A 22,522-nucleotide genomic window follows, 5' to 3' on the forward strand; every position below is an offset into this window, starting at 1 on the left:
CCGCGGCATCCCCTTACTGTCGACTCGGGATCAACGGCTGGTCTAGAACGATTACGCGTTTCGGGTCGTCCCACATTACCACCAGATCGTGAGCCAGAGAATTCTTGAACGGTACGGCCATACCGGAATTCGCCAGTTTGCGGCGATCCGGAAGTTTGATAAAACCGTCGTCCGCGGCCAATACCCAGTCGAGCAACTCGCGCAGAGTCTCCGGCTCGGCGTCCGGATGCCACAGCACCACCGGCAATCCACTGCGGAGGGCGGCCGTCAGTTCGTCCGGTACGGCCCCCGGTTCCGGCTGCAGCGACGGCGGTTTCGTCAAAACCAGCCCGACCCAGTGATCGTCGCTCAGTACCGCGTCGATCGGGTGCCCCTCGAACTCCTCGCAACCGGAATAGTGCAGCCGGTCGGCGGTGGGATCCTTCACCATCGAGTCCCAGCGAACGTTCCATGCGCGATGCCAATGCCTCGCCCGCATCCTCTCCAAAGACCGAATTCCCAGCCGATACCCGTACCGCAACGGCTGGGGCTGGCCCGTCCCATGTTCCTTGGCCCACCGCTGCACCGGCAAATTGATCAACGTCCTCGGCAGCAGGAATTCCACGGACGCGGAGACGCTCTGACCGGACCAGACTCCCTCAGTCTCCAGGATGACGTCATCGACCCTGTACTCGACCTCGTCTATCCCGATTTCCCGCACTCCACCCAGCGCGGGTGGCCACACTTCCGGGTCGTCTTGACGCCAGAACGCGAGAGTGCAGCGTGTGGGGTCGGCGGAAACCGGTTCGATCATGATCACCAAGTAGAGATGGGGGCGCTCGGGAATCGGCGGCCTGTTCTGCCGCTGATGCGCGATGGCCGGGCCGATCCGCAGCGCCCGGGCATGGTCGGCGATCCAGTTCCCGAGGACGGCGCCCGGCTCGCCTTCCATGTTTTCCGCGAGCAGGGCCAGAAACGTCACCGCGGGCGGGATCCCGTCCGGGCCGGCGTTGAAATCGGTGAGCAGGTGAAAGGCGTCCCACGCGTCGGTGACGCCGTCCAGCGGCGGCAGCGCCACGGCGGGCCCGAGCGCCCGGGCCACCATGACCGGCAGGCGAGGGACTTCCATCCGGGTCAGCCGTCGATGCAGCGTCGCCAGGTCCTTGCGGGGGATCAACTCCAGAACCGCGTTGTTCAGGTCGGCCAGGAACAGGTCTTCGGCGGCCTCGGCCGCGAGAGATGCCGGTTTCGTGGCGGGCGTGGTGAGTTCGCCGTGTAACCGTAAATAAGCCATTCCGGTGAATGTCTTCACCGAAACCGGTATCGGACTGTACAACTCGGGCAACAGGCCGGGGTCCTGCGCGATGACATCGGCGAAGAAGCGCTGCGACGAGATGAACGCGATCATCCGGTCGGATTCCGCGAACGCCTCCTTCGCGAGCTGCGCGTCCAAGATCCGGAATGCGGTGTCGACCGCGTCGCCGACCCACCCGTTTCCGTCGTTCAGCACCTCACCGGAGTTGAGACTCACCCGCAGCCGGATCTGCGCCTGCGGGGTCCGCGTGTGGTTGTACCGGCGGAGGGCGACCGCGATCCTATCCGGCAAGCGGTCGGCGACAAGGCTTTTGGTCGTGCCGGGCGGCAACAGGATCAGCGCGCCGTCGCCGCGGTCCTCGCTCACGCAGGAATCGAAGTCGACGTCACTTTCGGCGAAAGCGATCCGCAGCACCTCGTACATGCCCCGGCGCACGGCGAGCCGATCGAGGGGGTTCCGTTCCGGAGCGGTGAAGCCCGCGACGTCCACCACGACGATCGTGCGGTCGAGAGCCTGCGTCGGTTGCGCCACTGGCCCCCTCCCAAGGTCCACGGCGCCGACCCGTCGGCGCCGACCGCCACATTATCGCGTCAATCGGCCCGGGGTTGAGTGTCAATTGACAAATATGTTCTCCCGTTTCCGTGCTGGTGATTTGCCCACCGAAAACGAAGCCCTCCCCGACCGCGCCGGGGAGGGCTCCGCTTTCACCGGGGGTCAGACGCCGGCGACCTGCTGGATCCAGCTGCGGTAACGGGTGATGTTGGTGTAGGCGGTGTTGTTCGACCGGTCACTGGTCGAGGCGACACCGACCTGGCGGCCGCCGGAGAACATCGGACCGCCCGAGTCACCGCCGGCGGTGATGCCGTCGACGCGGTTCGCGCACACCGCGACACCGCCGTTGTAGTCACTGCAGTTGACCGAGTTGACCCGGACGGTGGCGACCTTCAGGTACCGGGACTGGCAGTTGATCTCGGAACCGCACTGGCTGGTCGCGCCCCAGCCGTAGACCTGGACGTTCTGGCCGACCGCGACGTTGCTCGTGGTGCCCAGCGGCGCGTAGGTGGCGTTGACCGAGCTGGTCAGCCGGACGATGGCGAGATCCGCACCCGAGTGGCGGGTGATGCTGGCCGCGGTGGCCATGGTGCCGCCGCTCTGCTGGTCGAGGCTGCCGATCCGGAAGGTGTAGCTGCCACTGCTGGCGACGCAGTGCTTCGCGGTGAGGATGTACTGCGGCGCGATGATCGTCGCGCTGCAGTTCTGCTGGCCGTTCACGAACAGCCGGGCCGCCCAAGGACCGCTCTGCGCGTACTGGCCACCGATGATCATCGGCTGCGCGCCGGAGGGCTCGGCGGCGGTCGCGGCGGGGGCAATCGAACCGAGCAGCGCCATGAAGGCGGTGCCGGCGAGCAGGGCGAGGGAGCGCAGTCGCATGTTCCGACTCATTTCTGCGACCGGATACCGGCCGCGTCCGTGGGGACTTACGCGCTGATTCTGTGTCGTGCCAAGGGAAGCCGGAAACCGACGAAAGTTCGCGTGGGCTACCTATTTATTACTATGACGGCCGCCGGTGATTTTTGAGTATCCGGCGAAGATCATTAGGTATGCGTTCACTCGTCGAGCAGTCGCCAAGCGGTGAGGGCGAGCCTGGCCCGGGTCAGGCCGGCGGGTTCGTGCAGTGCGATGGCGAGGCTCTTCCCGATCTGTGTGAGCCGTCGAGCGACGCTGCTGTGGTGCAGGTGCAGCGAGTCGGCGGCCTGGCGCACGGAACCGGTGGCGCAGTAGGCGTCCAGCGTCCGCAGGTCCTCCGGATCCGCCGACAGGGCGGTGATCGCGACGACGTCGGCGTTGGCCCGGGTGTCCTCCGCCGGGATCCGCGCGAGCAGCGCCAGCGCTCCGAGATCGTCGTAGTGGATCACCGGCTGCCGAACGGTCGTGAACCGAAGTGCGGTCCTGGCGTCCTGCCACGACCGGTGCGGGCACTCGGTGGCGCCGATCCCGGCCCGCACGCCTTCCGGGATCCGGGCCGGATCCACCGCGGTGGCCAGGATGATGCCCACGTCCGTGAGCGGCGCCGCCTTGACCGGCCGGGCCGGGCAGATCAGGCCGCCGATCTTCTCCAGCGGGATCCCCGAGCGGACGGCGACCACCCTGATCGGCGTCTCGGCGGGGAAACCCAGCAAGCGCAGTGCCCGGTTCCTGGCGGCGTCGTCGCTGGCGGCGCTGATCACGAGTTCCACCAGTGCCGGATCGGCCATCGTGGTGCGCGCCGGTCCGTACCGTTCGACGACCGTCGCCACGGCGATCGCGAGCCGGTCCAGCACGGCTTCGTCGAGGGCGCCGGGGTCCCCGTCGCGTTCCAGCCACGCCGAGCCGATCTCTTCCTCGTCGAGGGTGATCGCCGTCGTGGTGGACGTGGACGCGAGCGGGGTGGCGGGTTCGCGGCCGTCGGGCGCCATGCGGATCGTGCGCCCCGTGCCGTGGAGCCGGATGCCCGCCGCGCATTCCGCGAGCCCCGCCGTGGCGCGGGCGAGCGCGGGGAGGTCGACCCGCCGCCGCATCAGCGTGTCGTAGAACATCACGACCCGGATCACGCCTTCGACGTCGGGATCCAGATGCGACAACCGCGCGGCGAGTGCCTCCATGTTCGCGAGCGTACGCGGCGATCGTCGCGCGCCGGAGCGCTTACGCGCGACGCTTGGCGGGCGACCTCCGGACCGGGCGACCGGCAGGATCGTCGTCATGGATCCCGAACTGGAAGCCTTCATCGCCCTCTTCCCCGTGTCGACCCTGGACGACCCGATCGCCGAACGCGAGACTTTCGCCAAGCTGGCCACGTCGGTGCCGCGGCCGGACACCTCCGCGATGACGGTCGAGGACCGGACGGTGCCCGGCGAGCCGGACGTCGCGATCCGCGTCTATCGCCCACACGAGGCGCAAGGTGCCGTGATCTGGCTGCACGGCGGCGGGTGGGTCATGGGCAACCTGGACACCGAACACCCGTGGGCCGCGCGGCTCGCCGAAGCTTCCGGGGCGGTGGTGATCTCGGTGAACTATCGCCTGGCTCCCGAGAACCCTTTCCCCGCCGCGCTCGACGACGCCTACACGGTCCTCGAGTGGACGGCGGAGAACGCGGCGGACCTCGGCGTCACCCCGGACCGGATCGCGATCGGCGGGCACAGCGCGGGCGGCGGTCTCGCGGCGGCCACGGCCTTGCGGGCCCGTGACGAACACGGGCCGCGGATCCGGTTCCAGCTGCTCAACCAGCCGGGGCTCGACGACCGGCAGGAGACCTGGTCGGCGCGGACCTTCACCGACACGCCTTGGGTGAACCGCGCCAGGGTCACCGCGATGTGGCACTACTACCTCGCGGGACGGCCCGCCCCTTCGTACTACGCCGCCCCCGCGCGGGCCACCGACCTCTCCGGCCTGCCACCTGCCTATGTGGCCACCGCGGAACTCTGCCCCAACCGCGACGAGGACATCGACTACGCGGTCCGCCTGCTGCAGGCCGGGGTCTCGGTCGAACTGCACCAATGGCCCGGCACCTTCCACGGATCGCAGGCGATCCTGTCCGCCGAGGTGTCGCGCCGCCAGATCACCGAACTGGGCGACGCCCTGCGCCGGGCGCTGCAAATCGCTTGACCCGGCCACGGGGCGGCGATGCACTGTGCCGATGAAGATCCGCGCCACCACCGACGAGGACCGCGACGCCTTCCTCGCCACCATGTTCGCCATTTTCGCGGAGTTCCCGGAAAACTGGGGCAAGATCTGGTCCGCACTCGAACTGGACCGCGGCATACTCGCCGAGACGGAGGACGGGCGGCCCGTCGGCACGGCCGCCGCGTACTCGTTCGAGCTCACCCTCCCCGGTCAGGTCGTCGTCCCGGCCGCCGGGGTGACCGCAGTCGGCGTCCTGCCCACGCACCGGCGCCGGGGTGTGCTCACGGCGATGATGCGGCATCAGCTCGCCGATTTCCGGGCGCGGGGCGAAATCCTCTCCGTCCTGCTGGCCTCGGAGGCCCTGATCTACCGCAGGTTCGGCTACGGACCCGCGACCTACACCCACCGGCTGACGGTGCCGCGCCGCCAGGCCGCCTTCGCCGCGGGTGGTACGGCGCCCGGTGCGATCGAGGTGCTGCGTCGTGCCGACTGCGGCGAGATCCTGGAAGAGGTCTACGACCGGTACCGCCGCACCCGCCCCGGCGCGCTGTCGCGACCGCACCGTTTGTGGGCCGCCGGGGCGGGGCAGCCCCCGATCTCCGCGACACCGCGCTACGTCGCCGTCCACCGTGACGCCGAAGGTGTCCCGGACGGGTACGCCAGCTATTGGCGGAGCGAGCGCGGCACCTTCACGGTCGACGAAACCATCGCCGCCGACGACGAGGTCTCCACGGCCTTGGCCCGGTTCTTGCTCGAACACGACCTGGTCACCCAGGTCGTGTTCAAGCACTGCCCGCCCGACCACCCGCTGCGCTGGCAGCTCGAGGACTTCCGTGCCGGGGAGGTCGGCGACGACACCGACTGGCTCTGGGTGCGATTGCTGGACATCCCCCGCGCGCTCACCGCACGCGGCTGGTTCGCCGACGGCGAGCTCGTCCTCGACGTCGACGACCCGGCGCTCGGCGAACACGGCCGCTACCTGCTGACCGTCCGGGACGGCGAAGCCACCTGCGTCCCGACGGACCGGGAACCCGACCTGTCCCTGGACGCGAGCGACCTCGGTTCGCTCTACCTCGGCGGCACCGCCCCGAGCAAGCTCATCCGCGCCGGGCGCGTCCGGGCGCGCCACGCGGAAGTGGGCGCACTGGCCGACGCGTTGTTCCGCGCCGAACGTTCCCCGCACTGCCTGCACTGGTTCTGACCGGTGACGGCGCCAGACGTGTTTCACAGTGAGGAGAAGGGCGAGCGCGTCTTGTTCGCGAGTGGGCCAGGGTGGTCGTGAGTGGCGTTTCGGGTTACTGAGGAGAAGGGCAACATGTCATGTTTCGCGGCCGGGTCGTGCCGGGGCGGATCTGGACTGGCCGACGAGAGCCAACCGCGCTCTGACTATCCACTCAGGACACTTCCAGGCGGCTAGATGTCTGCTTGACGTCCATATGACCGCTTTGCGCCTGAATCGGACGCCTGCATCGCGAAAAGCATCCCTTTAGGACATTCAGGCTCCAGGTCTCCCAGGCAGGCCCTTCGCCGTGGGTGAGGGGTGTGTGGAAATAGGGACATCCAACGTCCCTATTTCCACACACCCCGCCATGATCGGACCGGTCACGCGGGACTGTGTGGATTTTGGGGCATCCAACGTCCCAAAATCCACACAGTCGGCGTCGCGGATCCGTCGATGATTGCTGCGTCAGGGCGGGCTCTCATGAGTGGCAATGCGGGTTCCAACCCCTCCTTACCACTCACGACCGTCTCGGAAACCGCATGTCTAGCCATCAACCGGACATTCGACCACCAGAGCATGTCCCTTGTGAACACTTGGGGAACGACTGGCGCCCGCAGGCCGGTCCAGAACCACACTGCGAAGGGGGCCCTCACCACAGAGGCTCGGTCACGCCACCTTTGATTTACCCTTTACCACCTAGCTCCCGACCCGGCGGGTGCCGACCGTGAAGAGCAGCGACGCCGCGGTCAGCACCACGCCGAACCACACCACGCTGGTGATCCCGGCGTTGTCCGCCAGCAGTCCGGCGAACAACGCGCCGAGCGCGATGGAAGTGTTGTACGCCAAGGTGTTCAACGACATCGCGGCCTCGAACGTTTCCGGGGCGGAATTCCGCGTCATGGTGAGCTGGCTCAATTGCACGACACCGTAGGACAAACCCCAGAGCGCCAGCGCGATCATCACCCCGACCGGTCCGTTGCCGATGGTGAGCAGCAACACCAGCGACACCACGAGCGAGACCGCACCGACCGTGAAGCTCGCGAACACGTTCCTCGCCACGAAATACCCGGCGACGAAGTTCCCCGCCGCTCCCCCGGCGCCGAAGACGATCAGGCACACCGTGATGAAGGTGGGCGACGCCGAGGAAGTGCCTTCCAGGAAGGGACGGATGAAGGTGTAGACGCCGAAATGCCCGAGGACGAACAGCACCACGGTGATCAGGACCGAGCGCAGGCGCACGTTCACCCGCGGCAGGCCGAAGACCTCCCGTACCGAAACCGCGTTCGCCGACGGCAGCGACGGGACCAGTACGACGACGGCGAGGAACACCAGGACACTGAGCCCGCTCCAGATCAGGAACGTGGTCTGCCAGCTGGTGAGGCTTTCCAGGATGGTGCCCAGCGGCATGCCCAGCACCGTGGCGATCGAGATACCGGACATCACCACCGCCGCCGCCCGGTTCGCGTGGCGGTCCGGGACGATCCGCATCGCCATGCCGACGCCGATGGCCCAGAACGCCCCGTTGGCGAAGCCCATGACGAGCCGTGTCGCCAGTACCAGCGGATAACTCGGCGCGAGCGCGGTGATCAGGTTGCCGACGGCCAGGATCGCGAGCAAGGTGGAGAGCAGGACGCGCCGGTTGATCCGCCGCGTCCACGCGACGATGAACGGCACGCCGAGCCCGGCCGAGACGCCGTAGAGCGTGACCATCAGGCCGGCGACGCCCACCGAGATGCCCAGGCTGGAACTCACCGGCGTGAGCAGGCCGACGGGCATCAGTTCGGTGGTGAGGAAGACGAACAGGCTGGCGGTGATCGCGGCGACCCCGGCCCAGCCCTTCAGGGTCGAATGCGCACTTTCGGTTCGGGTGACCATTTTCTCTCTCGATTCACGAGCATGACGAAGAAACCCCTGCGGGACCGGCGATTCCGGCCGCGGGGTGCTTCATCCCCAGAAGATCGGCGGCACACGGGACGACCCCGCACACCTCTTAGCGCTAAGCTATTTGATGCTTAGCGCTAAGTCAAACGGTCGCGAGGATCAGTCCTCCAGGGCGACGTCTCCCAGTGACTGCAACAGGTTTCGCAGCAGGACGGCCAGCTGGTCCCGCTCCTCGGGGCTGACCGCGCTCAGGAGCCGATGCTCCGTGTCGACGTGATCGGGAAGTGCCCGGTCGATGAGTTCGCGCCCCTCTGCGGTCAGATCCACCAGGACGCGGCGGCCGTTCGTCTCGTCGGGCGCGCGGACCACGAGGCCGCGTTCCTCGAGGCGGTCGAGCCGCTGGGTGACCGCGCCGGAGGTGATCATCGCCGAGCGCATCAGGTCGGCCGGGGTCAGCGTGCCGCCGCGGCGCAAGGTGGCCAGCACGTCGAACGAGGACCGGTCGAGGTCGTGCCGCGCGAACGTCTTGCGCAGTTCACCGTCCAGCACCCGGGTCAACCTGGACAGCCGCCCGATGACGGCCATCGGGGAGACGTCCAGGTCGGGACGGGCTTCCGCCCACTGGCTGAGAATGTGGTCAACGTGATCCGGCACGCCCGGAGATTACCCCGGTCTCAGAGCGCGGACGTTCGTTGACACCCCGTAGCGCCGCTGCTCTACTCGGACGCATGGAAGGCACTCTCTGTCCGGCCTGAAGCAGTTTCCGCGTTCACTCTGAGAATCACCCTGGAATTCCGGGCGCTCCGCCCTGCCCGGAATTCCCGTTCGCCCTCGCACAGAACGGAATTCATCCATGACCACGACCGAGAACCGGGTCCGGTCCACCACCGAATGGCTGGCCGCCGCGAAGGAGGTCGCCGACCGGCTCGCGGTGGACGCGGCCGAGCGCGACCGCGAAAACGGAACTCCCCATGCGGAAGTCCAGTTGCTCAAGGATTCCGGGCTGGTGACGCTGCTCGGCCCGGTCGAGCACGGCGGTGGCGGCCAGAGCTGGGAGACCGCCTATCGCGTGACCCGCGAGGTCGCGCGCGGCGACGGCTCGATCGGGCAACTGCTCGGTTATCACTATCTTTGGGCCTGGGCCGCACGGCTGGTGGCGACCGACGAACAGGTCGCCGCGGTCGAAGAACTGTATACGCGGAACAATTTCGTCTTCGGCGGCGCGGTCAACCCGCGCGATTCCGACCTGAAGATCACCGAGGACGGCGACGAGATCGTCTACAACGGACACAAGTCGTTCTCCACCGGCAGCAAGGTCTCCGATCTGACCGTGCTGGAAGGCGTCCTCGAAGGCACCGAGGACCACATCTTCGCCATCGTTCCGTCCGAACAGGACGGGATCGTCTTCCACGACGACTGGGACAACATCGGCCAGCGGCTCACGGAGTCGGGCAGCGTGACCATCACCGACGTGCGCGTTCCGTGGGCGAGCGCGGCGGGTTACGTCGACAAGAAGTTCCACCCGCTGACCTACAACACGCTCAACGTCCCGGCGATCCAGCTGGTGTTCGCCAACTTCTACCTCGGCATCGCCCAAGGCGCGCTGGAAACCGCGCTGGCGTACACCCGCGAGCACACCCGCGCGTGGCCGTACGGCGGTGACAACAAGGCCTCTTCCGGTGAGGAGTGGTACATCCTCGACGGTTACGGCGATCTCCAGTCGAAACTGTGGGCCGCCGAGGCGCTGGTGGACAAGGCCGGGGCGGCGATCTCGGCCGTATTGCACGCGCCGCGCGAAGATCTCACGCCCGAAGCGCGCGGTGAGGTCGCGGTCCTCATCGCCGCCGCCAAGCAGCGCGTGATCGACACCGGACTCGAAATCGGCACGAAGGTCTTCGAGCTGACCGGCGCCCGGGCGAGCGCCACGAAATTCGGCCTCGACCGGTTCTGGCGGAACCTGCGCACGCACTCGCTCCACGACCCGGTGGCCTACAAACGCCGCGAGGTCGGTGCGTACGCGCTGTTGAACGAACTTCCGGAACCCACCTGGTACACCTGATCGACCCGTTCGCGGTGGTCCGGGCACCCACTGCCCGGACCACCCCCTTACCGATCGTCCCGCGCGACGGCGTAGGTGAGCAGCAGCGCACCTGAGGCGAATCGGCGTTCGTCGACGAGCGTGAGCGTCTTCTTCGGGTACTCACCGTCGAACAGGCGTGTCCCGCCGCCGAGGAGCACCGGGTTCACCACGAGCCGCACTTCGTCGAGCAGCCCGAGCCGGGCGGCGGACGTCGCGGCCCTTCCCCCGGCGAACAGCGCGACGTCACCCTCGAGATCAGCGAGGGCCGAGGCGTCTTCGAGCAGGTGGGAGTTGTGCCAGGTGGTGGCCCGGAGGGTGCGCGACAGGACGTACTTCGGCAGCTCGTGCATCCGGCGCCGCTGGGTCGCCGAGACCTCGTCGCCCGCGGTCGGCCAGAAGGCGGCGAGTTCCTCGTAGGCCTTGCGGCCGAAGACCATGCCGTCGAGCGACTCCAGCAGCTCGTCGATATGCCGCTGGAACTCGTCGTCGGCGAAGTGCCAGTCGATGTCCCCCGCGGCGTCGGCGATGTAGCCGTCGAGCGACACGTTGACGTGCAGGAAGAGACGTCCCATGAGAACTCCCGATTTCTTGAACACTTGAACAAGAAGTCAACGTACACTTCTTGAACGAGCTGTCAAGAAGTCGTAGGATGGCGGCATGCCACGCACGGGAAGGCCACGGTCCTTCGACGAGGACGAAGTGATCGGAGGAGCTCTCGACGTCTTCTGGCGGCGGGGGTACGCGGCGACGTCACTGCGGGATCTCAAGGAGGAACTCGGCGTCCTGCCGGGAAGCCTGTACGCCGCGTACGGCGACAAGCACACGCTTTTCCTCCGGGCACTGGAGCGCTACGCGGGCGGAGCCGGGGATCAGGCGGCCGCTCTCGCCGAAGGTCCTGTTCTCGCCCACCTTCGCGAGCTTCTGCTCAGCGTCTTGGAAGCGGCACGGGAAAGCCCGGGACGCGGGTGCCTGCTGGGCAACACCGCCGCCGAACTGCTCCCCGGCGACGAAGCGGCCGGGAAAATGGTCCACAGTGGATTCGAGGCCTTGGAAACCGGTATCGCGCAAGGACTCGAAGCCGCTCAGCGATCAGGGGAGGTCCGCGCCGATCTCGACTGCGGGGCGCAGGCGCGCCTCCTGCTCGTCGTCATGCAGGGATTGCACGTGGTGGCCAGGGCGGAGGCGGATCCGCGCCGGCTCACCGACGCGGTCGACGCCGCCTTGGCTCCGTTGACCGCGAAGTGACCCCTGGGCACGCCGGAACCGGCGTGCCCAGGAGCCGGATCACTCCTCGAAGCCCTCGTCGCCGCCGTCGAAGACGTCTTCCATGACTTCGCCGAGGATCATGCCGCCGACCACACCGGCCGCGGCGCCGGCGACCACGCCGCCCATGCCCATGCCACGCCTGCCGTGCCCGCCGTGGTGGTCGTAATCGTGGTCGTGGCCGTGGTGGCCCTGGTGACCGCCGAACATGGCGTGCCCGCCGCCGGACTCGGCGACCTTGGCCAGCCAGCCGTCGATCGCCGCGGCCCAGTCGGTGCGCAGGGCTTCCTCGTGCGAGACGTGGAAGCGGCCGAAGGTGTCACCGCCGGAGCGGAACATGCCGCCGCGTTTGTCGGCCTCCAGGATCACCACCAGCTCGCTCGGGCTCGCGACGAAGGTCAGCTCCACCTGACTGACGCGGCCCGCGTAGCGCGACGGCGGGAAGAACTCGATCTCCTGGAAGAACCCGAGTTCCTGCCGGACGCCGTGCAGGCGCCCGGCTTCGACGTCGGCGCTGCGGAAGGAGAAGCCCAGCTCGCCGAACGCCTCCAGCACCCGGTCCTGCGACTCCAGCGGCCCGACCAGCAGCGGGTCGAGGTCGCCCTTGTCCGGCGCCCCGGCGATGACGAGCTCGGTCCGCACGCCGACGACCATGCCCGGCAGCTCACGACCGCCGACCGCGCTGACCGGCGTCTCCCACGGCAGGGCGATCTGGAACGGCACGGTGGTCAGCTGCCCCGCCGTCACCTTCACCTTCCGGCCCGCGCTGACCCGCAGGAACTCCGCGGTCCCCGCGCGCTCGTGGTCGCCGTGCTCGACCTCGACCCTGGTCACCAGCGAAAGCAGGATCTCTTCGATCTGGGCGTCACTCGAACCGCCCTGGATGCGGACCTGGCCGGTGATCACCTCGCCGGGAACGGCGTGCGGTGAGTCGAGCACGGTGTCGACGGACGGGCCGCCGACCCCGAAGGCGCTGAGCATCCGTTTGAACATCAGGGATTTCCTCCGCTGGTTTACTGGAAACTGGGGTGCCGCGAAAGCGAACACTTCGACTACTACCGAGATCCGCCGCGGCACGCCAGGCAAACCGGGTTAAAAACCTCTAAACGGGCGCGGCGTCACTACTTTCTCAGATCGGCCTGGCGCACGTCGTGCAGGTGGATGACGACGTCGTAGGAACGCCCGAGCGAGATGGCCGCGGGGTCGACGGGGAACTGCGTGCCGATCGTGCGGGTGGGCCGGGCGGTGTCCAGCCAGGCACGGGCGGCGGGCGGCGCGGTGCGGACGTCGAGGTAGAAGTCGTCGAACCGGACCTTGTCGAGGGCGTTCTCGTTCGAGCCGGACGGCGCGGCGGGCACGGAGAACCGCTTCCAGTCGCCGCCGACCGCCGTGTCCTTGGACAGGAAGGAGCCCCGGTCGAAGCTGAAACCGATCGGCAGGTAGTCCCGGCCCAGCGTTTCGCGCAGGAAGGCGCCCTGGGTCTTCGGGTACAGACCCGGGTTGTCGGTGACGTACGAGACGTGGCCGTTGTGCGCCGACAGCAGGATCTTGTGCCCGGTCCGCTTCTGCCACCAGGCGACGTTCTGCGCCATCGCCTTGTCACGCAGGATCTGCGCGGTGGGCAGCGACTTCGGGTCCGTGAGGTCGACGGCGAGGAACCGGGCGGTCTGCGCGACGAACCGGGCGTGCTGCTCGGTCCAGTCGTAGGCGTCCGCGCCCGTCAGGCTCTTGACCAGCTCGAAGGCCTGCTCCGCCTTGGTGGCGAGCCGTTGCCGCTCGTCGAGGGGTTTGCGGAGGTAGACGAAGGCGTCGTCGATCGGGCGCAGTCCCGCGTACAGCTCGTTGAGCCGGGGCAGCGCCTTCGGGTGATGCCTGCCCACGTAGTCGGTGATCTTGGCGAAGAACGCGTCGTTCACCGACGGTGCGCCGAGGTCGTCGCCGACGAAGTGCACGGTGCGGCCGGGGTGGGCGCGGTTGTAGTCGCGCATCCACCGGATCAGGCTCACGAACTCTTCGCGGTCCCAAGGGGAACCGGTCAGCGTCCGCTTGGCGATCTCCCGGGCGTCGCCCCTGCCGGTCTGGACGTACTCGTCGATCTCGAGGCCGGCGGACCAGCTCAGCTCCAGCGCGAAGGCCCGGAACCCCTTCTCCTCCACCAGATGACGGAAGACCCGCTCCTTCATGGTGAAGAACTCGTGCGAGCCGTGGGTGGCCTCGCCGAGGCCGACCACCTTCGCGCCGCCGATCATCGCGCCCAGCGCCCGCAGGTCGGCGGTGTTCCGGCCGGGTTCGGTCGAGCGCAGCGGATGCGCCGCCCGTTCCAGCGACCGCACCGGATCCCGCCAGGACGTGGCCGTCTCCGCCTCACTAGCGAGGGCCGGGCTCGCCAGGGGGGCGAGCACCGCCCCCGTCATCACCACCGCGGCCGCCAGCACTCCGCGTCTGCCCCAGCGCTTCTTCGTGTCTGCCATGTCTTTCGCCCCTTCACTCGATGTCGTAGGCGATCATCGCCCGCGCATCGGCGGTGGCGCGCTGTAGCAGAGCTCCGACTTCGACCGGGGGAAAACCCCACCCCACGCAAGGCGGGTGGACCCCGCCACCGGGGTGTGGGTCCCGGCGGCGGGAATCCACCCGCGTTTATCTCCCTCCGCAGCGGCTGCTCGTCACTCCGCGCGCCACAACGCGGGCGTGGACGGCGGCTCCCAGCCAGGCTGGGCCGTGTGCCCCTGCAAGCACACGTAACCGCGACCGCTGTAGGTGACCCGGGTGCCCGCGGAATAGCCGGTTCCCGGCGCCCAGGTCGTCCCGCCTGGCGGGTTGGAGGTCGAGGTGGTGGGCGGGTTCGAGGTCGTCGTGTTCGACGTGGTCGGCCGGGAGGTCGACGTCGGCGTCTGCGGCACGTTCAGCACGAAGTCGAACGAGGCCTGCTTGCCGGGCGGCTGGTCGCGCACCGTCATCAGCAGCCGGGGGTCGAAGATCGTGTCGGTGTTGTTGCGCGGCTCGTTGGGGAAGTAGAGCTGCGTGGTCAGGATCGGCCTGCCGGGCGCCTGCACCTTGACGTGGATGTGCCGCGTACGGCCGGGGTACAGACCGGGCACGATCGTGCTCAGCGAGAACGCGCCCTGGTCGTTCGTGAACTGGTGACCGCGGAAGGTGTATCCCACGTTGTCGTAGTTGCCGTTGACGTCGGCCTGCCAAAAGTCCAGCAGTGCCCGCGCGATCGGCAGGCAGCCGAGACCGAAGACGAAGCCCGAGACGGTGAGCCTCGTGCCCGGCGTGCTCCCCGTGACCAGCGAGGTGCGCTGCGGGGAGTTCGGCTTGAAATAGGGGCCTTCGGTCTGCGGGATGGTCGGGTCGTCGCCGTCGTCACAGTACGGGGTCAGCTCGGGTACCTGGCCGCTCGCGACGGTGGTGCGTGCGAGGGCGGGGCCACCGATCAGCGCGACCGGAGCCGCGACACCCGCGATGAGCGCGGCCTTCAGCACAGTCTTTCGGCTGAGCTTGTTCTCTTCGTCCATACCTGCTCCTCGTCGGGGCTTCGGGAATCACCCTCGACGGTATGGAGAAGATCAGCTCGGGACGATGGACTGGGTTGGTCAGTCGTGGTGAATCTCGGGGGCGGCGTCTCCGGTCCGGCGATAATCACCGGGGCTCAACCCCGTTTCCCGCCGGAAGAACCGGCAGAAATAGGCGGGATCCGCGAATCCGACCCGGCTGGCGACCTGACGCACGGTGAGATCCGTGCCGAGCAGGAACCGTTTCGCCTCGCGGGTCCTCGCCTCGCGCATCAATTGCGCCGCCGTCCGGCCGGTCGCCGTTTTCACCGCGTCCGTCAGATATCCCGGCGTGACCCCGATCCGTTCCGCGAGCGCGCCCACCGACCAGAGCCCGAGATCGGGCCTGCCGAGCAGCCTGGTGAATTCCGTTCCCACCGCCTGTGACCTGGCGGGCGGACGCGGATCAGCCAGTCCCGGCAGCCGTCCCGCCCGGACGATCAGCACGTGCATCAGGGCCCGCAGCACCGAATCGGTACCCTGTCCGCCACAACGGAACTCCTCGTCCAGTTCGGCGACCAGCCGTGCCGTCTCCTCGGCCGCGCGTTCGTCGAGCCGCCACGGCTGCTGGCTCAGCCTTCGCAGGGTTTCGCGGTCCGCCGGATGTTCGAGCAGGAAGTCGTCGGTGAACAACACGACGAATCCGCTGAGATCGCGGGCATCCCAATGATGTACCTGCCCCGGTGTTATGACCGCGAGTTGTGGCGGCCCCAATTCCCAGCGCGTGAAATCGACGACGTGGTCACCGGTCCCACCGGTGACGTGGACGATTTCATAGAATGTGTGCCGATGCGGGAAAGCCGCCCGCGACATCGGCCCGATCGTGTCGAAGGTGCCGACCGTGAACGGCAGGGCGTCCGGCGCGCGGACCTCCAGCCGATGCAGTGGCAATTCCCCCGCCTTCGGTTTCAGGCAGGGCGTCCTGGGCAACACCGTCGTTCCGCGCATGGACCGGTCCCTTTCACCACACTGGGGAATAAAAAGTCTAGACCAATATGGGTCCGGTGACTGCCAACGGAAGTCGCATATGACCGCCCGGTACAGTCGGATCGTCGACGCACGTCCGAAGGGTCACCACGCGATGTCTCCAGCCACGTCGCGCGGGCGGGCCCGGTGGTCGCTCGGCGCGCTCGCCGCCCTCGTGCTGGCGTGTGCCGTGGCCTGGGCGACGGCGGGCGATTCGCACAGCGACCTCCAGATCTACCGCTTCGGCGTCGACACCCTGTGGAGCGGCGGGGACCTCTATGGCGCCTTGCCGCTCTCCGAGGCGGGCATCCCGCTGCTGTTCATCTATCCGCCGTTCGCCGCACTGGTGCTCACCCCACTGGCCGCGGTGCCGTGGACCGGCGCGGTACTGCTGCTCTTCGCACTCAGCCTGGCCGCGCTGGGGATCACCTTCTACGCGATCACCCGCAGTCTGTGGCCGTCCGGAGACCGGCGGAAGGCGCTGCTCATCGCGTCGTTGGCCATCACCCCGGCGCTCTTCCTCGAACCGGTCCGTCAGACGCTCGGCTTCGGTCAGATCAACCTGCTGCTGATGGGACTCGTCGCTGCAGACTGTCTGCTGGCACGGGGCCGCTACCGCGGGATCGGCGTCGGCCTCGCCGCCGCCATCAAGCTGACACCGATGGCGTTCCTGCTGTTCTTCCTGGTACGCAAAGACTTCCGTGGCGCGTTGACCGCGATGGGGACGTTCGTGGCCGCCTCGGCCGTCGCGTTCGCGGTCGCCCCGGAAGCGTCCGCGCGCTACTGGTTCGGCGGATTCGCCGGCGCGTCCGGGATCAGCGGCACCTCCTTCCACACCAACCAGACCCTGCAGGCCGTGCTGGCGCGGCTCGGGGCCGACTCCGCCAAGCCGTGGTGGCTCATCGCGACCGGCGTCCTGCTCGTGCTGGTGACGCTCACGATGTACCGCTCGGCCGTGGTGCCCGCGCTGCTGCTGAACGCGACGTTCGCCCTGCTCATCTCGCCGACGTCGTGGTCGCACCACTGGGTGTGGATCGCCCCGGCACTGTTCACCACCGCGGCTTGCGCGGTGCTCCACCGCCGGAATCACCGGCTGGCGCTGACCTTGCTCGCCGTCACGGGGATCGTCGCGACGATCTTCGTCGCGGCGCCGTTCCGGTACTTCCCCGCCTTCGACCGGCCTGGCCAGACGTGGACGACGGCCCAGCAATGGCTGGGAAACTGCTACGTCCTCGCGGGCCTGGTCTTCCTCGCCGTTTCGGCTGTACTCGCGCTGCGGAAAGGACTTCGATGCTCGACCTGACCGGCACCACGACCCTCGTCACCGGTGCCAGCGGCGGCATCGGACAGGGCATCGCCCTGCGCTTCGCCGAGGCGGGCAGCGCCGTCGCCGTGCACTACCACCGCGGTGAGGCCTCGGCGCTCGCCCTCGTCGAACGCGTCGAGGCGGCCGGGGGCACCGCGGCCGCGTTCACCGCCGACCTCACCGACGACGGCGAATGCCGCCGGCTGATCGAAGCCGCGGCGGCCTGGACCGGACGACTGGACACCCTGGTCAACAACGCCGGGGTGCAGCCGGTCGAGCCGCTGCCGGGGATGTCGGCCGAGAGCTGGCGCGCCGTCCTCGACGCGAACCTCACCAGCGCGTTCTCGTGCACGCAGGCCGCCGCCGAGGTGATGAGCGGCGGCAGCGTCGTCCACATCGCCTCGATCGAGGCGGACCGGCCCGCGCCGGGGCACGCGCACTACAGCAGCGCGAAGGCCGCTCTGGTCATGCACGCCCGCGCCGCCGCGCTCGAATACGGGCCCCGGGGCCTCCGCGTCAACGCCGTCTCCCCCGGCCTCGTCGACCGTCCCGGACTCGGCGACGCCTGGCCGGAGGGCGTCCGCCGGTGGGAGCAGGCCGCGCCGCTGGGCAGGCTGGGCACCCCCGGAGACATCGCGAACGCCTGCCTGTTCCTCGCCTCGCCACTCGCGGCGTGGATCACAGGACACAACCTGATCGTGGACGGCGGCGTGTCCGCCCATCCCACCTGGTGATCGCGGGCCGGCCGAATTCGGTTGGCACGCGCCGACGGTGGCTGTTGTGATGATCGTCGTGAACTGGTGGCGCAAGGGGAAGAAGTCCGGCAAGACGCTGAAGTTCGTGCGGCGTGCCCGGCTGGTCCCGGCCGTCCCCGGCGACGCTCTGCTGTCGGCTTCGGTCGATTTCGACGGCGAGCTGATCGCGCTGTGGGCCGCCAAGGCCGACGTGGACGCCGTCGCGGGACGCGTCACCGGCCCCGGCGGCGCGATCTTCCCGACCACCAGGCCCTCGCGACCCGTCCCGGCGCGAGTGACCCGTCATGCGCCGGACACCCGTCTGGTGGCCGAGATCGCCGAACTCGCGGTGGCGAACCCGAGCGCTCACGCGATGCCGGGCGGGCGGATCCTGATCGTCGGCGCCCGTGCGGAATGGCGGCCGGAAGGCGCGGACCGCAACGCCGTCCTCTACGAGCCCGACGGGACCATCGTCGCCAGGAGCACCTTCGGCGACGGCATCGAACACGTCATGCCGAGCCGGGCGGGGAACATCTGGGTCGGTTACTTCGACGAAGGCGTCATGGGCAACTTCGGCTGGGGCACCATCGACGATGGCCCCACGCCACTCGGCGACGCGGGCCTGGTCCGGTACGCCCCGGACCTCTCCCCCGACTGGTGGTTCCCCTACGAAGGCGAGACCTGGGACAGCATCGACGACTGCTACGCGCTCAACGTCGACGAGGAAACCGCCTGGCTCTGCTACTACGGCGAGTTCCCCCTGGCGCGCGTCGAGAACGGCGTGGTCACGGTGTGGGACAACGAGATCAGCGGTGCCCGGGCGCTCGCCGTCTCCGGTGGGCACGTCGCCTTCTGCGGCGGCTACTCGCCCGAGCGCGACAGGCTCGTCATGACACGGCTGGAGGACGGCCGAGTCCGGATCATCGACGAACACCGGATCGCGCTTCCCGGTGGCAAGCCGCTTCCCCAGGGGTATCGCATGATCGGCCGCGGCCCGGTCCTGCACCTCGTCACCGACGACGCCTGGTACCGGCTGAACATCACCCACCTGCTGTGACGTCGATCACCAGGACCCGACGGGTGTGCTTTCACTGCGAAACGGTGCGCCACCCCATCGGGTAGGAATCGCGTCCGGATCACCGAATTCGACCCCTTCATCGTGACGGAGTGTCGCAGTCTCCGACGGTAAACGATTGCCGCACCCGCTCGTGCGTGTGCGGTGCCGTGACGTGCGTTCGGAACGCTCCGTCGTCGCGCTGCTACAGTCCGTGCTAGTTCGGTTTCCGTAGCGTTTCCGGATATTTCCCACGATTATCTCGCCGAATTCCGGCAATTTCCTCAGAAAAGGCATCACTTGACGGAGCTCACTCGCCCGTGGAACGTGACCGCGTTCCTCGGGGACGACACCTGTCTGCTCGACTCCGTACGCGAACTCCGCGCACGGATCCTGTTCGACCGCGGCCGCCGTCCGGCCTTTCGCCGGGCGGACGGTTCGCACACCGACGACCAGGATCTCGACTTCGGGGCCTGGCATTTCATCGCGCGGCAGCATCCGGACGGCCCGCCGCTCGGCTACATCCGGCTCTCCACCCCGGCCACCGGCGGAAGCTTCCAGTCGCGGGCCTACCTCGGCACCGAACGGTACGAGGAATTGCTTGCCGCACAAGGCATCGAGCCCGGTCACGTCTTCGAGCACAGTCGGCTCGTCGTCGAGCACCGGTCCCGGAAACTCGGGCTCGGGCAGTACCTCAACGCGCTCGCGATCGGCGCCGCGCACCACCTCGGCGCCCACGCGATGATCGGCACTTCGGGCACGAAGGACGGCCAGGACCGCTTCCACGAGCAGTTCGGTTTCCGCGCCATGCCGGACACTCGCCGCTATGTCGAGCAGTACACCGAAGACGTCGTGATCATGTTCCATCGCGTCGCCGAAGGAGCCGGACGCCACCACGAACTCGTCACCCGGCTACGGGACGCATTCCCCCGGATCGCCGCTTCCACACCGGCCGCGCTCACGGCCGGGCCGCCTTCGGGCAGGCCCGCGCCCGCCGCGCTCACCGAGGCCTCCGGACCCGATCGCGACGTGTGGCGTCCGACCCTGCTCGCACCCCGCGATCCGGCGGATTTCGCCGCCCTGACGGCGTTGCTGGCCTCCGGTGACGTCCGCGAAATCCACGACACCATCGACGAGCAGCTCGCCGAGCTGATCCGCAGCCGCGAACCGTGGTGCCGGGACACGGCCGCGATCGAGGACCGGAAACGGGAACAGCTCGCCGGGCTGGCGCACTGGGAGTACGGCACGTGGGCCTGGTACCCGTGGTCGCGGCGGCTCGTGCACGTCCTGCCGCGTGACGAATTCCGGCTCGTGCGCACGGATCGCAACCGCGGCAAGGTCGACCGGCCCGAACAGCGCCGCCTGCTCGGCAAGCGCATCGGGATCATCGGTCTCTCGGTCGGCAACAGCGCGGCGCTCACGTTCGCGCTCGAAGGCATCGGCGGCGCCTACGCGCTGGCGGACTTCGACGACTTCAGTCTCTCGAACCTGAACCGGCTGCGCGCGGGCGTGCACGAACTCGGTGTCAACAAAGCGGTCCTGTCCGCGCGCCAGATGTTCGAGATCGACCCGTACCTCGACATCGAGATCCACCGGGGCGGCCTGACCGAGGACAACATCGAGGCGTTCTTCACCGGCGGGATCGACCTCCTGATCGAGGAGTGCGACACCCCGTGGGTCAAGATCGCGGCCCGCGAATACGCCCGTGACCTGCGCATCCCGGTCGTCATGGACTGCAACGACCGCGGCATGCTCGACGTCGAACGCTTCGACCACGAGCCGGATCGGCCACTGCTGCACGGCCTGCTCGGCGACATCAAATCCGTGGACGTCGCCGAGCTGAGCCACCAGGAGAAGGTCGACCTGATCCTCGCCATGGTCGACGCCGACCGGATCAGCCCGGAACTGGCCGCCTCCTTCGGCGAACTCGGCCGCACACTGAGCAGCTGGCCGCAACTGGCCTCCGGGGTCGCGCTGGGCGGCGCGCTCTGCGGCGAGGCCGCGCGGCGCATCCTGCTCGGCCTGCCGTGCGCGTCCGGCCGGTTCTACACCGACCTCGACCGCCAGCTGAGCCCGGAGCGGAGCACCGTCACGTGACCGCGCTCCCCGTGCGGATCGCCGGCACCGGCGTCCACCTGCCACCGGACGTCGTCACCAACCGGCGGCTCGCCGAAACCCTCGACACCTCCGACGAGTGGATCGTGAACCGCACCGGGATCCGGGAACGCCGTTGGCTGGCCCCGGATCTCGCCACCTCGGACATGTGCGTGGCCGCCGCGCATCCCGCGCTCGCGGCCGCGGGATGCGCCGTGCGGGACGTCGACGCGATCATCGTCGCGACCTACACCTACGACCAGCCGCTGCCGTCGACTGCCCTGATCGTCAAAGAGGCGCTCGGCGCGTTCCGGGCGCTCACCTTCGACATCACGCAAGCGGCCTGCGCGAACGGTGTCCAGGCGTTGTTCCTCGGTTCTCTGCTGGTGCGAACCGGTGCGGCGGAACGGGTCCTGGTGATCGCGGCCGACAGCGCGTCCCGCGTGACCGATCCGGAAGACCGCACGACCCGGGTCTTCTTCGGTGACGCCGCCGGTGCCGCCGTACTGACCCGGGCGACGGCGCCCGGCGCCGGACTGCTCGGCTGGGACTTCGGCGCCGAACTGTCCTACGACGTCGAGATCCCGGCAGGCGGCTCGCGGCAGCCCGCCGGGGCGACGACGTTCGCGGACAGGCGGCACTACCTCAAAATGAACGGCAGGACCGTCTGGGACACCGCCACCCGGTGCCTGCCGGACAGCGTCCTGAACGCCACCGCCCGGGCCGGGCTGACGGTGGACGAAGTGACCCATTTCTTCCTCCACCAGGCCAACCTGAACATCGTGCAGGCGGCGATGGACAAACTCGGCGTGCCGCGCGACCGCGCGCCGATCACCGTCGACCGGCTCGGCAACACCGGCTCGGCGGGCGTGTTCACCGTGCTGCACAAGGGTTTCTCGGAGGGCTCGGTGCGGCCGGGCGACGCTTTCGTGGTGTCGGCGATCGGGGCGGGCTTTCAGTGGGGCACTTTGTGCTTCAGGGCTTAGGGGTGCTTTAGGTTGTCTCGTGAGTGGTAAGGACGGTTCTAGCCAAAGGGGCCTTAGATACCTGCTGGCTGGGTTGGTCGCAGGTCCGTGAAGGCCTCCTTGCCTACCCTGAAGGTAGTGAAGGAGGCCTTCACGGACTACGTGATCTCCCTCCGAAGCCTCAGCGACACCCGCCAGCCCAGCAGTCACGGGCGGCAGCGCGCAAAGGTCCCCTTCCCCGAGTACATGAAGGCCCCCTTCCTGTACCTAGGCGCAAGGAAGGGGGCCTTCATGTACCCCAGGGGCGAGCCAGCCAGCCCGGGTGTCGCGAAAGCCACTTTCGGGACATCAGATGTCGCGAAAGTGGGGCGGATTCATGTGGTGGTCGCAACGTGCTCTGTTAGGACAGTAGCGTGGTGAGTTTCTCGAGTGGGGTGTGCCAGTCGAGT

At 68.4% G+C, this 22,522-nt stretch carries 19 protein-coding genes; 9 read left to right on the plus strand and 10 right to left on the minus strand.

All coding sequences use genetic code 11. The features are described 5' to 3' along the window. Positions 1 to 13 precede the first annotated feature (13 nt). The 3 genes from ACLJRM_RS29585 to ACLJRM_RS29595 form a co-directional block, all read right to left on the minus strand. Complete coding sequence (locus tag ACLJRM_RS29585) at positions 14 to 1,825, minus strand: hypothetical protein (protein WP_410664911.1); 1,812 nt, start codon at positions 1,823 to 1,825, stop codon at positions 14 to 16. A 183-nt stretch (positions 1,826 to 2,008) separates the two neighbouring features. After that, positions 2,009 to 2,725: a S1 family peptidase gene (locus tag ACLJRM_RS29590; RefSeq protein ID WP_101612798.1), complete on the minus strand. Its 717-nt coding sequence runs from the start codon at positions 2,723 to 2,725 to the stop codon at positions 2,009 to 2,011. 176 nt (positions 2,726 to 2,901) lie between these two features. Beyond that, positions 2,902 to 3,936 carry a helix-turn-helix domain-containing protein gene (locus ACLJRM_RS29595; protein ID WP_410664912.1) on the minus strand — a complete coding sequence of 345 codons (1,035 nt, stop codon included), beginning with the start codon at positions 3,934 to 3,936 and terminating at the stop codon, positions 2,902 to 2,904. A gap of 97 nt (positions 3,937 to 4,033) precedes the next feature. Here ACLJRM_RS29595 and ACLJRM_RS29600 point away from each other — a divergent pair, with 97 nt between their 5' ends. Next, complete coding sequence (locus ACLJRM_RS29600; RefSeq protein WP_410664913.1) at positions 4,034 to 4,936, plus strand: alpha/beta hydrolase; 903 nt, start codon at positions 4,034 to 4,036, stop codon at positions 4,934 to 4,936. Positions 4,937 to 4,967: 31 nt separating this feature from the next. Further along, positions 4,968 to 6,155, plus strand: coding sequence for a GNAT family N-acetyltransferase (locus ACLJRM_RS29605; RefSeq protein WP_101612795.1), 1,188 nt, complete (start codon positions 4,968 to 4,970; stop codon positions 6,153 to 6,155). Between the two features lie 717 nt (positions 6,156 to 6,872). Here ACLJRM_RS29605 and ACLJRM_RS29610 read toward each other — a convergent pair. Together ACLJRM_RS29610 and ACLJRM_RS29615 are read right to left on the minus strand one after the other, a co-directional pair. Next, entirely contained in the window at positions 6,873 to 8,051 is a 1,179-nt protein-coding gene (locus tag ACLJRM_RS29610; RefSeq protein WP_410664914.1) for an MFS transporter, read from the minus strand. 165 nt (positions 8,052 to 8,216) lie between these two features. Next, positions 8,217 to 8,711 carry a MarR family winged helix-turn-helix transcriptional regulator gene (locus ACLJRM_RS29615; protein WP_101612793.1) on the minus strand — a complete coding sequence of 165 codons (495 nt, stop codon included), beginning with the start codon at positions 8,709 to 8,711 and terminating at the stop codon, positions 8,217 to 8,219. Between the two features lie 199 nt (positions 8,712 to 8,910). Between ACLJRM_RS29615 and ACLJRM_RS29620 the strand changes: the two genes are divergently transcribed. Beyond that, positions 8,911 to 10,116, plus strand: coding sequence for an acyl-CoA dehydrogenase family protein (locus ACLJRM_RS29620; protein ID WP_410664915.1), 1,206 nt, complete (start codon positions 8,911 to 8,913; stop codon positions 10,114 to 10,116). 47 nt (positions 10,117 to 10,163) lie between these two features. Here the strand turns inward: ACLJRM_RS29620 and ACLJRM_RS29625 are convergent, their stop codons facing one another. Continuing rightward, the gene (locus ACLJRM_RS29625; protein WP_410664916.1) at positions 10,164 to 10,709 is read right to left on the minus strand and encodes a dihydrofolate reductase family protein; all 546 of its coding nucleotides are present in this window, start codon (positions 10,707 to 10,709) and stop codon (positions 10,164 to 10,166) included. 85 nt (positions 10,710 to 10,794) lie between these two features. Between ACLJRM_RS29625 and ACLJRM_RS29630 the strand changes: the two genes are divergently transcribed. Continuing rightward, the gene (locus ACLJRM_RS29630; protein ID WP_410664917.1) at positions 10,795 to 11,382 is read left to right on the plus strand and encodes a TetR/AcrR family transcriptional regulator; all 588 of its coding nucleotides are present in this window, start codon (positions 10,795 to 10,797) and stop codon (positions 11,380 to 11,382) included. Positions 11,383 to 11,421: 39 nt separating this feature from the next. Here the strand turns inward: ACLJRM_RS29630 and ACLJRM_RS29635 are convergent, their stop codons facing one another. The 4 genes from ACLJRM_RS29635 to ACLJRM_RS29650 all read right to left on the minus strand — a co-directional run bounded on the left by ACLJRM_RS29635 (position 11,422) and on the right by ACLJRM_RS29650 (position 15,902). Next, positions 11,422 to 12,393: a sporulation protein gene (locus ACLJRM_RS29635; protein WP_101612789.1), complete on the minus strand. Its 972-nt coding sequence runs from the start codon at positions 12,391 to 12,393 to the stop codon at positions 11,422 to 11,424. Between the two features lie 128 nt (positions 12,394 to 12,521). Beyond that, positions 12,522 to 13,871: an erythromycin esterase family protein gene (locus ACLJRM_RS29640; protein WP_101612788.1), complete on the minus strand. Its 1,350-nt coding sequence runs from the start codon at positions 13,869 to 13,871 to the stop codon at positions 12,522 to 12,524. A 192-nt stretch (positions 13,872 to 14,063) separates the two neighbouring features. Then, positions 14,064 to 14,918: a carbohydrate-binding protein gene (locus ACLJRM_RS29645; protein ID WP_101612787.1), complete on the minus strand. Its 855-nt coding sequence runs from the start codon at positions 14,916 to 14,918 to the stop codon at positions 14,064 to 14,066. 78 nt (positions 14,919 to 14,996) lie between these two features. Continuing rightward, a complete protein-coding gene (locus ACLJRM_RS29650) occupies positions 14,997 to 15,902 on the minus strand; it encodes an AraC family transcriptional regulator (protein WP_410603547.1) in 906 nt (301 codons plus the stop codon). Between the two features lie 133 nt (positions 15,903 to 16,035). On the opposite strand from ACLJRM_RS29650, the gene ACLJRM_RS29655 reads away from it, so the two are divergent. From ACLJRM_RS29655 to ACLJRM_RS29675, 5 genes are all read left to right on the plus strand, one after another. Next, positions 16,036 to 17,223, plus strand: coding sequence for a glycosyltransferase 87 family protein (locus tag ACLJRM_RS29655; RefSeq protein ID WP_410664918.1), 1,188 nt, complete (start codon positions 16,036 to 16,038; stop codon positions 17,221 to 17,223). Further along, positions 17,211 to 17,960, plus strand: a complete 750-nt coding sequence (locus ACLJRM_RS29660) for an SDR family NAD(P)-dependent oxidoreductase (protein WP_410664919.1) — start codon at positions 17,211 to 17,213, stop codon at positions 17,958 to 17,960. The genes ACLJRM_RS29655 and ACLJRM_RS29660 overlap by 13 nt, the downstream gene beginning before the upstream one ends. Positions 17,961 to 18,006: 46 nt before the next feature. Further along, positions 18,007 to 19,017 carry a hypothetical protein gene (locus ACLJRM_RS29665; RefSeq protein WP_410664920.1) on the plus strand — a complete coding sequence of 337 codons (1,011 nt, stop codon included), beginning with the start codon at positions 18,007 to 18,009 and terminating at the stop codon, positions 19,015 to 19,017. Between the two features lie 297 nt (positions 19,018 to 19,314). After that, the gene (locus ACLJRM_RS29670) at positions 19,315 to 21,111 is read left to right on the plus strand and encodes a ThiF family adenylyltransferase (RefSeq protein WP_410664921.1); all 1,797 of its coding nucleotides are present in this window, start codon (positions 19,315 to 19,317) and stop codon (positions 21,109 to 21,111) included. Further along, a complete protein-coding gene (locus tag ACLJRM_RS29675; protein ID WP_101612782.1) occupies positions 21,108 to 22,094 on the plus strand; it encodes a 3-oxoacyl-ACP synthase III family protein in 987 nt (328 codons plus the stop codon). Before ACLJRM_RS29670 ends, ACLJRM_RS29675 begins: the two co-directional genes overlap by 4 nt. The last annotated feature ends 428 nt before the right edge of the window (positions 22,095 to 22,522 follow it).

This window comes from Amycolatopsis sp. lyj-84 (assembly GCF_046549075.1).
Classification (GTDB): Bacteria; Actinomycetota; Actinomycetes; order Mycobacteriales; family Pseudonocardiaceae; genus Amycolatopsis.

Bases quoted from the DNA above. Each gene is read 5' to 3' on its own strand.
- ACLJRM_RS29590 (WP_101612798.1), bottom strand. From the start codon at position 2,725: ATGCGACTGCGCTCCCTCGCCCTGCTCGCCGGCACCGCCTTCATGGCG.
- ACLJRM_RS29595 (WP_410664912.1), bottom strand. From the start codon at position 3,936: ATGGAGGCACTCGCCGCGCGGTTGTCGCATCTGGATCCCGACGTCGAA.
- ACLJRM_RS29600 (WP_410664913.1), top strand. From the start codon at position 4,034: ATGGATCCCGAACTGGAAGCCTTCATCGCCCTCTTCCCCGTGTCGACC.
- ACLJRM_RS29605 (WP_101612795.1), top strand. From the start codon at position 4,968: ATGAAGATCCGCGCCACCACCGACGAGGACCGCGACGCCTTCCTCGCC.
- ACLJRM_RS29610 (WP_410664914.1), bottom strand. From the start codon at position 8,051: ATGGTCACCCGAACCGAAAGTGCGCATTCGACCCTGAAGGGCTGGGCC.
- ACLJRM_RS29620 (WP_410664915.1), top strand. From the start codon at position 8,911: ATGACCACGACCGAGAACCGGGTCCGGTCCACCACCGAATGGCTGGCC.
- ACLJRM_RS29625 (WP_410664916.1), bottom strand. From the start codon at position 10,709: ATGGGACGTCTCTTCCTGCACGTCAACGTGTCGCTCGACGGCTACATC.
- ACLJRM_RS29630 (WP_410664917.1), top strand. From the start codon at position 10,795: ATGCCACGCACGGGAAGGCCACGGTCCTTCGACGAGGACGAAGTGATC.
- ACLJRM_RS29635 (WP_101612789.1), bottom strand. From the start codon at position 12,393: ATGTTCAAACGGATGCTCAGCGCCTTCGGGGTCGGCGGCCCGTCCGTC.
- ACLJRM_RS29640 (WP_101612788.1), bottom strand. From the start codon at position 13,871: ATGGCAGACACGAAGAAGCGCTGGGGCAGACGCGGAGTGCTGGCGGCC.
- ACLJRM_RS29645 (WP_101612787.1), bottom strand. From the start codon at position 14,918: ATGGACGAAGAGAACAAGCTCAGCCGAAAGACTGTGCTGAAGGCCGCG.
- ACLJRM_RS29650 (WP_410603547.1), bottom strand. From the start codon at position 15,902: ATGCGCGGAACGACGGTGTTGCCCAGGACGCCCTGCCTGAAACCGAAG.
- ACLJRM_RS29655 (WP_410664918.1), top strand. From the start codon at position 16,036: ATGTCTCCAGCCACGTCGCGCGGGCGGGCCCGGTGGTCGCTCGGCGCG.
- ACLJRM_RS29660 (WP_410664919.1), top strand. From the start codon at position 17,211: ATGCTCGACCTGACCGGCACCACGACCCTCGTCACCGGTGCCAGCGGC.